Source organism: Streptococcus danieliae, from assembly GCF_025447695.1.
Taxonomy (GTDB): domain Bacteria; phylum Bacillota; class Bacilli; order Lactobacillales; family Streptococcaceae; genus Streptococcus; species Streptococcus danieliae.
Map to the genome: position 1 here is coordinate 1 of NZ_JAOBSU010000052.1, position 12,029 is coordinate 12,029.

At 43.8% G+C, this 12,029-nt stretch carries 11 protein-coding genes; 5 read left to right on the forward strand and 6 right to left on the reverse strand.

Annotated features, from left to right (window positions below; all coding sequences use genetic code 11):
* Nucleotides 1–209: 209 nt before the first annotated feature.
* Nucleotides 210–869, reverse strand: coding sequence for a glycerol-3-phosphate 1-O-acyltransferase PlsY (gene plsY / locus N4310_RS04895; protein ID WP_179924026.1), 660 nt, complete (start codon nt 867–869; stop codon nt 210–212).
* A gap of 277 nt (nt 870–1,146) precedes the next feature.
* Here plsY and parE point away from each other — a divergent pair, with 277 nt between their 5' ends.
* The 3 genes from parE to parC all read left to right on the forward strand — a co-directional run bounded on the left by parE (nt 1,147) and on the right by parC (nt 6,388).
* Entirely contained in the window at nt 1,147–3,087 is a 1,941-nt protein-coding gene (gene parE, locus N4310_RS04900) for a DNA topoisomerase IV subunit B (protein WP_262092291.1), read from the forward strand.
* 31 nt (nt 3,088–3,118) lie between these two features.
* Complete coding sequence (gene fic, locus N4310_RS04905; protein WP_262092292.1) at nt 3,119–3,748, forward strand: protein adenylyltransferase Fic; 630 nt, start codon at nt 3,119–3,121, stop codon at nt 3,746–3,748.
* Between the two features lie 210 nt (nt 3,749–3,958).
* The gene (gene parC, locus N4310_RS04910; protein WP_262092293.1) at nt 3,959–6,388 is read left to right on the forward strand and encodes a DNA topoisomerase IV subunit A; all 2,430 of its coding nucleotides are present in this window, start codon (nt 3,959–3,961) and stop codon (nt 6,386–6,388) included.
* An 83-nt stretch (nt 6,389–6,471) separates the two neighbouring features.
* Here the strand turns inward: parC and mnmE are convergent, their stop codons facing one another.
* The 5 genes from mnmE to N4310_RS04935 form a co-directional block, all read right to left on the reverse strand.
* Nucleotides 6,472–7,845 carry a tRNA uridine-5-carboxymethylaminomethyl(34) synthesis GTPase MnmE gene (gene mnmE / locus N4310_RS04915; protein ID WP_179925359.1) on the reverse strand — a complete coding sequence of 458 codons (1,374 nt, stop codon included), beginning with the start codon at nt 7,843–7,845 and terminating at the stop codon, nt 6,472–6,474.
* Between the two features lie 22 nt (nt 7,846–7,867).
* Nucleotides 7,868–8,962 (reverse strand): site-specific integrase, encoded by a 1,095-nt coding sequence (locus N4310_RS04920; protein ID WP_262092294.1) that lies wholly within the window; start codon nt 8,960–8,962, stop codon nt 7,868–7,870.
* 110 nt (nt 8,963–9,072) lie between these two features.
* On the reverse strand, nt 9,073–9,849 hold the full coding sequence (locus N4310_RS04925) for a DUF1828 domain-containing protein (protein WP_262092295.1): 777 nt from the start codon (nt 9,847–9,849) through the stop codon (nt 9,073–9,075).
* Nucleotides 9,850–9,876: 27 nt separating this feature from the next.
* Nucleotides 9,877–10,347 (reverse strand): DUF6978 family protein, encoded by a 471-nt coding sequence (locus N4310_RS04930; RefSeq protein ID WP_262092297.1) that lies wholly within the window; start codon nt 10,345–10,347, stop codon nt 9,877–9,879.
* Nucleotides 10,348–10,401: 54 nt separating this feature from the next.
* Nucleotides 10,402–11,178 (reverse strand): helix-turn-helix domain-containing protein, encoded by a 777-nt coding sequence (locus N4310_RS04935; protein WP_420832894.1) that lies wholly within the window; start codon nt 11,176–11,178, stop codon nt 10,402–10,404.
* A 375-nt stretch (nt 11,179–11,553) separates the two neighbouring features.
* Between N4310_RS04935 and N4310_RS04940 the strand changes: the two genes are divergently transcribed.
* A complete protein-coding gene (locus N4310_RS04940) occupies nt 11,554–11,712 on the forward strand; it encodes a hypothetical protein (RefSeq protein WP_262092298.1) in 159 nt (52 codons plus the stop codon).
* Nucleotides 11,713–11,724: 12 nt separating this feature from the next.
* On the forward strand, nt 11,725–11,913 hold the full coding sequence (locus tag N4310_RS04945) for a hypothetical protein (protein ID WP_262092299.1): 189 nt from the start codon (nt 11,725–11,727) through the stop codon (nt 11,911–11,913).
* Nucleotides 11,914–12,029 lie beyond the last annotated feature (116 nt).

A 12,029-nucleotide genomic window follows, 5' to 3' on the forward strand; every position in this document is an offset into this window, starting at 1 on the left:
CATTGTTTTTTGGCAATTTCTGATGATTTTTTAGCTATTTACACGGAGTTGTTTGAGGTATGAATAATTTGGGAAAATAGTTTGAGTAATGATTTTGGCTTGGAAGTAGTATGAGGAAAAATAAAAACCACACTGTCATTTCCAATCTTGAAATGAATCAAGACGGAATGGTTACAGTGTGGTTTTGTCTTAGCTGGGTCAAGAAGAAATTACTCTTCCTCGCTCTCTGAGGAAGTCTTTTTGGGTTTCTGCTGGCTAATATTGATTCCCCAGGGAACAATATTTTCAGTTTTTTCCATAATTCGAACAACATTGCTGCGGTGGCGCACCAAAATTAAGAGCGAGATGCCAATAATGGTTAAGGTGAAGGCTGTATCGGATTGAGGAATGAGGAAATGAATGGCAGGGAAAATCAGCACACCGAGAATGGCTGAGATGGCCGCAGCCATGCTGGATAGGGAAATCATGCTGAAGAGGTAGAGGATGCCAAAGAAAATAATGGCGAGGTAGATAAAGAAGCCAAAGGAGTAGGCGAAAACAGCTCCAGCACTGGTCGCCACGGCTTTTCCGCCCTTAAATTGGGCAAACACTGGAAAAACGTGGCCTAAAACGGCTGCCAGACCGAATAAAATAGGGGAAACAGGGAGTCCTAGGAGCATGGGCAAGTAGGTTGCGAGCGCCCCTTTAAAAAAATCCACCAAAAAGGTAATGATCCCCGCCTGTTTACCTAGCACGCGGAAGGTATTGGTGGTCCCGGTATTACCAGATCCTTCGGTTCGTAGATCAATGTTAAAAAAGTATTGGCCAATCCAAAGCCCTGTCGGTATGGAGCCTAGCAGGTAGGCGATAAGAAAGCAAAAGATAATCATAAAAATAGTATAGCACAGTTGGGCAGGAGGCAGGCAAAAAAGATGATTCAAATGAAGACTTTTATACTGTCTAAAAATCTCAAGCAGACCATGCACATCCTTTCAAATAGAGGTTCGCTTTTGAAGTGAAAGGAGCATCGCCTAGCTCCGGTTCGTATTTTGGGGTATTTCTGAAAAGCGGAAGGGTTTAGCTTCTCTATTGTGCTTTAGAACAGCCTTATTTGCAATTCTAGGAAAAATTGGTAAGATAGAAAGTACTGAAAACAAGGAGGACACTATGGCAAAAAAAGAGGTCAGTTTGACAGCCTATAATGATGATGCCATTCAGGTCTTAGAAGGCTTGGACGCTGTTCGCAAGCGTCCAGGGATGTATATCGGTTCAACCGATGGCGTGGGCTTGCACCACCTAGTCTGGGAGATTGTTGACAATGCAGTGGATGAGGCCCTGTCTGGTTTCGGAGACCGCATTGATGTACGAATCCACGAGGATGGCTCCATTTCTGTTGCGGACCAGGGGCGGGGGATGCCTGTCGGGATGCACGCCATGGGCAAGCCAACGGTTGAAGTCATTTTTACAGTGCTCCATGCTGGTGGTAAATTTGGCCAGGGTGGTTATAAGACTTCTGGGGGTCTTCACGGGGTTGGTTCATCGGTTGTTAATGCCCTCTCGCTGTGGTTGGAGGTTGAGATTACCCGTGACGGGGCGGTGTACCGCCAGCGGTTTGAAGAGGGTGGGACACCTGTAACGGGGCTTATGAAGATTGGTAAGGCTCCCAAGTCCCAATCCGGGACCAAGGTACACTTTATGCCGGATTCAGCTATCTTCTCGACCACTCAGTTTAAGTTTGGCACCATTGCCGATCGTTTGAATGAGTCAGCCTTTTTGCTCAAGGATGTCACCTTAAGCCTGGAGGATGATCGGACTGGGGATGCCGTTTCTTTCCATTACGAGAATGGGGTCCAAGACTTTGTGGCTTATCTCAACGAAGGGAAGGAAGTCTTGACGCCGATTTTGGATTTTAAAGGAGAAGATCAAGGCTTCCAAGTTGAGGTCGCGCTCCAATATAATGATGGTTATTCCGACCATATTTTATCCTTTGTGAACAATGTTCGTACCAAGGATGGGGGAACCCATGAGACCGGCCTCAAGACGGCCCTGACCAAGGCCATGAATGACTATGCAAGGAAGACAGGCCTCCTCAAGGAGAAGGAGAAGAACCTCGATGGTTCCGACTACCGCGAGGGCCTGACGGCAGTGCTGTCCCTGCTGGTGCCCGAAGAGCACTTGCAGTTTGAAGGGCAAACCAAGGATAAGCTGGGGAGCCCTCTGGCTCGGCCTTTTGTGGAAGGGGTCATGAGTGAGCAATTAACCTATTTTCTAATGGAAAATGGGGAATTGGCCGCCAACTTGATTCGCAAGGCCATCCGCGCGCGTGACGCTCGGGAGGCGGCAAGAAAGGCGCGTGATGCCAGCCGGTCTGGTAAGAAGAAAAAGGACAAGGGTCTCCTATCAGGCAAGTTAACCCCTGCCCAATCCAAGAATGCTGCCAAGAATGAGCTCTTCCTGGTCGAAGGGGACTCTGCCGGCGGTTCAGCCAAGCAAGGCCGGGATCGGAAATTCCAGGCCATCCTGCCCCTACGTGGGAAGGTCATCAATACAGCCAAGGCCAAGATGACCGATATTTTGAAAAATGAAGAAATCAACACCATGATTTATACCATCGGTGCAGGAGTCGGGGCAGACTTTAATCTAGATGATGCCAACTACGATAAGGTCATTATTATGACCGATGCGGACACAGACGGTGCCCACATTCAAACCCTTCTCTTGACCTTCTTCTACCGTTACATGCGTCCACTCGTCGAAGCCGGTCGCGTCTACATCGCCCTCCCACCCCTCTATAAGATGTCTAAGGGTCGCGGCAAAAAAGAAGAAATCGCTTACGCCTGGACCGACCAGGAACTAACAGCCCTCCGGCAAAGCTTCGGTAAAGGCGCCACCGTCCAACGCTACAAAGGACTAGGGGAAATGAACGCCGACCAGCTCTGGGAAACCACCATGGACCCAGACACCCGCACCCTGATTCGGGTCTCCATCGATGATGTCGCCCGCGCAGAACGGCGCGTGTCCACCCTCATGGGGGACAAGGTCGAACCTCGCCGCAAGTGGATTGAAGAGAATGTGACTTTTACCTTGGAAGAATCAACAGTCTTTTAAAAGGAACGGTTCCTAGTGAGGGAGGACAGAAATGGTTTTAGCCAATAAGTTAGGAATTGACAATGCTGCCGAGCTGGCTCGCAAAGAAGAAGAATTAAGCAAGAAAAAAGCGGTCCAACTCTTTGAGAGTGGCCAGCTGTTTGCCTTAGAAGTCGGTAGCTTCAAGGGTCTGACTCAGATTCATGAGCTTCTTTTTGAAGAAATCTATGATTTTGCTGGAAAAATTCGGGATGTGAATATGACCAAGGATGATTTTCAGTTTGCCCCCCGTATTTTCTTAGAACAATCGCTCCTTTATATCGATAAGCTTCCCCATCAAACCTTTGATGAAATTATTGATAAGTATGCCGATATGAATGTGGCTCATCCCTTTCGTGAAGGAAATGGCAGAAGTATGCGCATTTGGTTGGACTGTATGCTTCGGGCTAGTCTGGGACAGGTGGTTGACTGGAATGCGGTCGATAAGGATGCCTATTTCAACGCTATGGTCAGAAGTCATGTCTCAACCGGAGAACTTAAGTACCTCCTGCTCCAGGCTTTAACAGACGACCTTGGCAAGGTAACTTTTTTCAAAGGGCTGGATCATTCTTATTATTATGAGGGCTATAACTACTACCAAGCAGAAATGTTTACAGGAATAGGGGATGAAGGCAGGGAGTGATTGGACTTCTCTGAGTTTGAGGAACAAACGAAGAGATCGATCGATTGCGAGCTCCTTTTGTGCTAGCAATTAAAAAAGAGGCTTAACATTGGTTTTGACCTCGCCTAAGAAATAAGAAAGGATTGTGTTGGTTAGTTGATCTAACTGAACACGGGACGTTGTTTCTACGAAAAATTTTCGCAAGTGAACTGTCCCTTTGTATCTTAATTTATGTCAAACATTCAAACCATGTCCCTTGAGGACATTATGGGAGAGCGCTTTGGGCGTTACTCCAAATATGTAATTCAGGATCGGGCCCTGCCGGATGTTCGGGATGGCTTGAAGCCGGTCCAGCGCCGAATTCTTTATTCGATGAATAAGGATGGCAATACGTTTGAGAAGGGCTATCGGAAGTCGGCCAAGGCTGTGGGGAATATCATGGGGAATTTCCACCCTCATGGAGACAGTTCGATCTATGATGCCATGGTGCGGATGAGCCAGGATTGGAAGAATCGGGAGATCTTGGTGGAGATGCACGGGAACAATGGTTCCATGGATGGGGATCCACCGGCGGCGATGCGGTACACCGAGTCCCGTTTGTCAGAGATTTCCGATTATCTCTTGTTGGATATCGACAAGGAGACTGTGCCTTTTGCTTGGAATTTTGATGATACGGAAAAAGAGCCAACGGTTTTACCCGCCGCCTTCCCCAATCTGCTGGTTAATGGGGCGACTGGAATATCGGCCGGCTATGCGACCGATATTCCTCCGCACAATTTGGCGGAAGTGATTGATGCCACCATCTATTTGATTGATCATCCCAATGCCAAGCTGGATAAGTTGATGAGCTTCCTGCCTGGGCCGGATTTCCCGACGGGCGGGATTGTTCAAGGCAAGGATGAGATCCGTAAGGCTTATGAGACCGGTAAGGGCCGGGTGGTTGTTCGTGCCAGAACAGCGATTGAGTCCCTCAAGGGGGGGAAGCAACAGATTGTGGTGACAGAGTTGCCCTATGAGGTCAACAAGGCTAGTCTCGTTAAGAAGATTGACGATATTCGGGTGGCTAATAAGGTTGCTGGGATTGCGGAGGTTCGGGATGAAAGTGACCGGACTGGTTTGCGGATTGCGATTGAGTTGAAGAAGGACGCCAAGGCTGACTTGATTCTGAACTACCTGTTTAAATACAGTGACCTGCAAATCAACTATAACTTTAACATGGTGGCGATTGATCACTCAACACCAAGGCAGGTTGGTCTCCACCGGATTCTGATTAGCTATATTCAACACCGTCAAGAAGTGATTTTGGCCCGCAGTCGTTTTGAAAAAGCTAAGGCGGAAAAACGGCTGCATATTGTTGAAGGCTTGATCCGAGTGGTGTCCATCTTGGATGAGGTCATTGCCCTGATTCGCCAATCGGAAAATAAGGCGGATGCTAAGAAGAACTTGGAAGCGACCTATGACTTCACGCCGGAGCAGGCGGAAGCGATTGTCACCTTGCAACTCTATCGCCTGACCAATACGGACGTTCAAATCCTCCTTGCTGAGCAAGCCGAGCTGGAAGAAACGATCCAGACCCTGCAAGCCATTATTGGCGATGAGGCTACCCTCTTTAACCTCATGAAAAAGGAATTGCGCCAGGTCAAGAAGACCTTTGCCAATCCCCGTTTATCAGAATTACAGGACCAGGCTCAGACGATTGAGATTGATAGTGCCAGCCTGATTGTGGCGGAAGATACCTATGTGTCAGTGACAAAGGCTGGCTACATCAAGCGGACCAGTCCTCGTTCCTTCTCTGCTTCCAATCTGGAAGAGATGGGCAAGCGGGAGGACGACCATTTGATCCTGTTGGCAGCCTGTCAAACAACCCAGCACCTCTTCCTTTTCACCAATAAGGGAAATGTCATCTACCGTCCAGTCCATGAGCTAACCGATATTCGATGGAAGGACTTGGGGGAGCATCTGAGCCAGTCGATCAGTAATTTTGGCCAGGAAGAAGAGGTTGTGTTTGCACAAGTGGTGTCCGACTTTGAGGTAGGGGCCTATGTGGTGGCCAGCCGGTCAGGTCAAATCAAACGCCTGGCGCTGGCGGATCTCAAACCTTGGCGGACCTACAAGTCTAAGGCAACGGTCTATATGAAGTTGAAGGGGGCGGATGATCAGGTGATCACGGTGGCCCCAATTGGCCAAGAGTCGATCCTGGCGATCAGTCACCTGGGTTATGCCCTGCATTTTGCGGGTGAGGATGTGCCACAGGTTGGAGCCAAGGCGGCCGGGGTTAAGGCCATGAACTTGAAGGCGGACGATTGGCTGGTGGCTACCTTCCCAGTGACTTCTGAGACCTTCTACCTCTTGACACAACGCGGTGCCATCAAGGCCAATCGCCTTGATGATTTCCCACTGGCTGGTCGTGCCGGCCGCGGCTTGCAAATCTTGAAGGAATTGAAAAAAGCACCGCACCGGGTTTTCATGGCGGGAGCTATTGCCGCCGATAGCGCAGGCGTCTTGGAAGTTTTGGACCAAGCCGGCCGTGCTTATTCAGTTGAGTTGGACCAGCTACGTCTCATGGAGCGGACCTCTAATGGTAGCTTTATCGACGAGCAGCTATCCGAAGCTGGTTTAGCAGAAGCCTATCTGAAAGTAGAAGTAGGAACTGATAAATAGTTTCTGAATTTAAAAATGCATCAAATCAAGTGGGAGAAAGTCCCGTGATTTGATGCATTTTGTTTTATAAAAGAAAAGATGACCTATTTTCCTAAACAGAATTGGGAGAAGAGTTGGGTAATCAGTTCATCAGGAGCAGCGTCTCCGGTAATCTCTCCTAGAATTTCCCAGGTACGGGTGAGGTCAACCTGGAGCAGGTCAACCGGCATTCCGAGAGCTAGGCCTTCGTTGACTGCCTGCAGGCTCGCTAGGGCTTTTTCAATTAGACTGATGTGCCGTGAATTAGACAGGTAGGTGGCATCCTGTTCCACTAAACCAGCATTTTCAAAGAAGAGCTGGTTGATCCGTTCTTCAATGGCTTCAAGATTGTCTTGTTTTAAAACCGAGATAGGGATGGCATCAGCAGGCAACTGATCTTTTTCAATCTGGCTTTCCAAGTCGGTTTTATTGAGAAGGACAATTCGATTCATATCCTGGGTCAACTCCAAGAGTTGCCGATCTTGATCCATCAAGGTCTGGCTAGAGTTTAAAACGAGGAGAACCAGGTCAGCCTCTTGCAAGGCCTTGCGGGATCGTTCCACACCAATCTGTTCCACGATATCTTCTGTTTCGCGAATCCCAGCTGTGTCAATCAGTTTGAGTGGAATCCCCTGGATGTTGACATATTCCTCGATGACATCCCGAGTGGTCCCGGCAATGTCCGTAACGATGGCCTTATCTTCTCTTAGAAGACTGTTAAGCAGACTGGATTTCCCAACGTTGGGCCGACCGATAATGGCAGTGGTAATTCCTTCTCGTAGAATTTTACCCCGGCGTGCCGTCTGAAGCAGTGAAGATAACAACTGTTCAAAGTCAGCTGTTTTTTCCCGCAAGAGCTGGGTTGTCATTTCCTCGACATCATCGTATTCAGGATAATCAATGTTCACCTCAACCTGGGCTAGCGTATTGAGAATTTCCTGGCGCGTGTCATTGATCAATTGCGAGAGGGAGCCATCCAATTGTTTAACCGCGATATTCATGGCCTTATCGGTTTTGGCACGGATTAAATCCATAATCGCTTCGGCTTGTGTCAGGTCGACCCTGCCATTTAAAAAAGCGCGTTTGGTGAATTCACCCGGTTCAGCCAAACGTGCCCCTTGCCGGATGAGGAGCTGGAGAATCTCGTTGGTGACAGCCACCCCTCCATGTGTGTTAATTTCAACCACATTTTCACGAGTAAAGGTCTTAGGGGCCAGCATAATTCCCACCATAACCTCGTCCAAAATCTCATCCTTATCGGGATCGATGATATGGCCGTAATTAAGAGTGTGGCTTTCTACCTGGTCCAGATTTTTCCCCTTAAACACTTTTTTCAAAATGGTTAAACTATCGGACCCTGAAAGTCGGACAATTCCGATAGCCCCTTCCCCTAAGGGAGTTGAAATAGCAGTAATGGTATCGAATTCTTTAGTAATCATAGTATCTTTCTAAATCCTTGTTTTAAAGGCTTTGTTTGGTATATTGACCCAAATCTGCCCCAAAAAGTTTTTTTATCTTTTGGTAATCCTCAATTTCTCTCTCTCTCAAAAGGTGAGAGTAAGTGTTCAGTGTAATTGTTGGGTCTTTGTGACCAATCAATTTAGAGATAGTCAGAACCTCAATTCCGCTTGAAAGTAAATAACTGACGTATGTATGTCTCAACGAATGTACATGGACAGTTCTGCCTACTAAGGATTTTATCCGTTTATTGAGAAAAGCGTGAGCGTCTGAAGTAAATAGGCGATTATGTTCATTTTGCTTCCAGTAGCCTTGTTTGTATTCACGCAGTAATTTAATTGTATCATCATCGATTGGAATAGTCCGTATTGATTGATCGTTTTTTGTCTTTGCGAACTTATCGCGAGTATAAATATCCCAAGTCTTATTGATATTCAACTCACCTTTTTCGAAGTCAACATCATCCCAGGTCAATCCCAAGCTTTCTCCTACACGCATTCCAGTTACCGCCAAAAGATAAAGTTGTAGGTTTCGGAGTTTAAAGGGATTGTTCTTAGTCTCTTCAATAAGCAGTTTATATTCTGATTCCGATAAAAATTTTTCATTTAAATTTTTAGGAGGGACAGAAGAATGGACTTTAGCAACTTCTGCAAAATTGACAGAGATAATTCTATCCATAACCGCATATTTTGCACACGATCTGTATTTGGAATTTAGTAGCCGAAGTGTACCTTTTCGATAATGCTTTCCCATTTCATTCAGTGTTTCTTGATATATGGACGGGGTGAGCGATTTCAATTGTATGTTTCCGAAATATTTTAGAATAGCAGCATGCGCCGTTTGGTAGTGCTTAATTGTCCCAGTAGAAATATGGGGTTGTTTATGTATCAGATACCACTTTTTGAAGTAATCCGCAAAGGTAATCTCTTTTTCAATCCGTAAACCTGGTTCTAATTCAAGTTCCGCTTCGGATGCAGCGCGAACAGCTTCGCTTTTTGTTCGAAAACCAGACTTAGATTTCTGCTTGTATTTCCCATCGGGAGTCTTGTAGGAGATGCGATATTCCCATCCGTTAGTTCGTTTTCGAAAATAAGCCATCTTTCACCTCATTTATGATAAAATGGGTATAAGAAAAAGCCGTAAGGCTAATTCTCATACAATCGTTTTACTCCTCACACTGTGCTTGCCGGCGAAAGTGTGGGGAGTTTTTATTTAGCTAGATTGAGAGTTAATTGTTTTTTGTCTGCAAAATTTAAGACTTCTATTCCGTACTGATGAAGAGCAACCAAGTGATCTTCTTTTAGATTCTTGAATCCTTCATCACTGACAATAATATATAATTCTTCCTTATCTCCGTATTCTCTTTGTCTAAATTCAGATGTGTCCAACCAACTAGCTAAAATTGTATCTACTTGTTGTTTGGTAATATTATTATGCACCCTGGCAATTTTAGATTTTCCCTTACTCATGAAAACAAAATTAAACTTATGTTCTAAACGAGATTTTCCAGCAATAGAAAAAGCAGGAAACACAGTGTATTTCTCGTTATCCATAAAATAGTTCTTCACATCGTCTAAAAACTGAGACCTAACATTTGCGGGACTTGATTGAACAAAATCATATACATTTACCAGGAGCTGCGTCATATCATGGATTGTTTGTCCTAAATTGGTACGACTAGTATTTCTTTCGATAGCCCCACTATTAAAATCAAAACCATTATACCTAAGAAGTGAATTAAAGAGCTCTTTGCGTCGTCCACTTTTTGTGACGTTGATACCATTTATAGATAAGTTCCAAATAGTATAGGATTCATCTGTTACGGTAAAGAGTTTGCCATCACTTTTAACAGAAAAACCAATCGCTTCTCCGAAAGAATCAACAAATGGAGTGATAACTTCTATATGACTTTCTGATATTTCATTAAACGCAGCTGTTGTGTTAATAAAATCTAAATATGACTGTTTTATTTCGAGAGCATCCATTAAATATCCCCCTTTTCTTTACTTAGATTATAGCAAGCCATCTTGGATTTTGAAAGAGACCTTATCACGCTCAGTAATATTAGCAAAATCAATTAACTCTTCAAATGTACGTAAAAAATCATCTGAGTTTGAAATTTTGTCATAGGGTAGGGGGAATGCACGATAATGAGTTGTCTCATCACTTTTTTGATAATATTCATCAGCAGAAAAAATATTGATTCTATTACCCCGTACTATTGTTCCATCAGCATTTTTATGAAACTTATTGTTTAAGTTAATTCTAAATAGAGTGTAATTATATCTCGTCTCTCTAAAATTAAATACTTTGTTATGTTCATTATAAAAATAATCTAAAATGAACCGATTATTGTTTTCACCGACGATATCGATTCTTCCATTTGTGTTATTAGTTAAAGTAACATCGTGTCGGGAAGCAAATACTTTCATAATATTTAGTAATTCATCAGCTTGTTCATCAGTTAGTAACAATTCTTTCATAATTTATTTCTCTAGCCAGCTTTTAGTGTGGATCAGTAGTTGCACATTGGTTATCTAAATTGAAATAGGTTGGAAACTACCAATGATTTTTCCGATGATCCGTGGGTCTTCGTCGTAAGGGGCAAACTTATCTTTATATTTTGAGTTTAGAGAAATAAGACGGAGGCCATCTTTTTCACGTTTGACTTTTTTGATATAGGTTTGTCCATCCCATTCAACAGCATAGATGGCACCGTCGTAATCGAATCCAGTATCTTTAATGAGTGCGACCTCACCATTTAAGAAACGAGGTTCCATGGAATCACCAAAAATCCAAGAGGCAAAATCATGGTCGATTTCTTCATCGTAGTAGACTTCGTCGTAATTCCAGTCGTTGAAATAAGATTCTCCGGTTCCAGCTGAAAGCTTTTCATAGACATGGTATTTGAAGAGTTTTTTCTTTATTGAGACCACTTTATCGCTACTGTATTCAGCAGATTCTTCTTGGACGGTATTCTGTTCTTCTAGCAGTTCATTTCCGTAACTAACCCACTTGCCATGGTTCTCCGTATTAAGTTCAGAATTGAGTTTACTGACGGAAGAGGGGATTTCTTGGGGAGTTGATTCTTCATCTTTAAATGTAGAATCGATATCGGATTTTTTTACTCCAAAATAATCAGCGATTTTTTGTATAACTCCGAAAGAAGGGGCACTTCTTAACTTCATATAATCAGTCATAGTACTTGCGGTAATCCCCACTTCTTTTGATAGCTCCTTTTGAGTTATACCTTTTAGCTTTCTATAGTAGGTTATGTTATCGGCTATTATTTGCATCCTGATTTTGTCATCCATAATAATTACTTCCCTTTTTGTTTCTACAATAATTATACTTAAATTTTGATAGTTTATCAATCAAAAATACGAAAAAAACTTATTTTTTTGATAATTCAGCTTGACAGTACGAAATTTTCGTAGTATACTATAATCAAGGTCAGGGAATGACCTAGCAAAAAGAAAGGAGGTACAGGGCATGGAGTCAAGGCTAAATAAAAAGCCTAAGCACAAGGAACTAGCTTTCGAAATCAGTTTCCTAGGGCTTAAGCTCAAATTCAAATTCTTAATCAAGTGGTAACTTGGTTAAGAGGGAGGCGAAAGCCTCCTCCCCTTAGGGGGATATATTTAGTCTAACACATAGCTTGTACCTCCGCAAGAAAAAGGAGAGTAATAATGGACTGGAAAAAAGTTTTAATTGGTAGTTTTGAGAAATCTCAGATGGTTTCTGATGGAGTAGACAAAACTAAGATTTCCATTAAAGGTGGATTGATTCCAAGCGTATTGATTCTTGGAGCAATTGCTTACGGTGTTTATCGGTCAGTGTTTGGGTGAGGACAAAATACGATGGTGATCATTAGTAATATCTTAGTATCAGCATTCACATCATTGACAGTTAGTATATGGTTTGGAAAGAAACTAATTGCTAAAACTGTTGAGATTATGGATAAAATGGATGCTGAAAATCAAGAATCCAATAAAGCGATGCAAGACGCTATATTAAGTGAGATACGTCGATTGAAACAGATTCGGTAGGAGGTCAATATGAACGAACTAGAAAAAACAGCCCTTAACGAAATTCTAAGGACTGTAACATATATTGCTGAGAAGGTGGATGAGATTGATTCTAAGATTTCTTCGGGCGGTTCAGA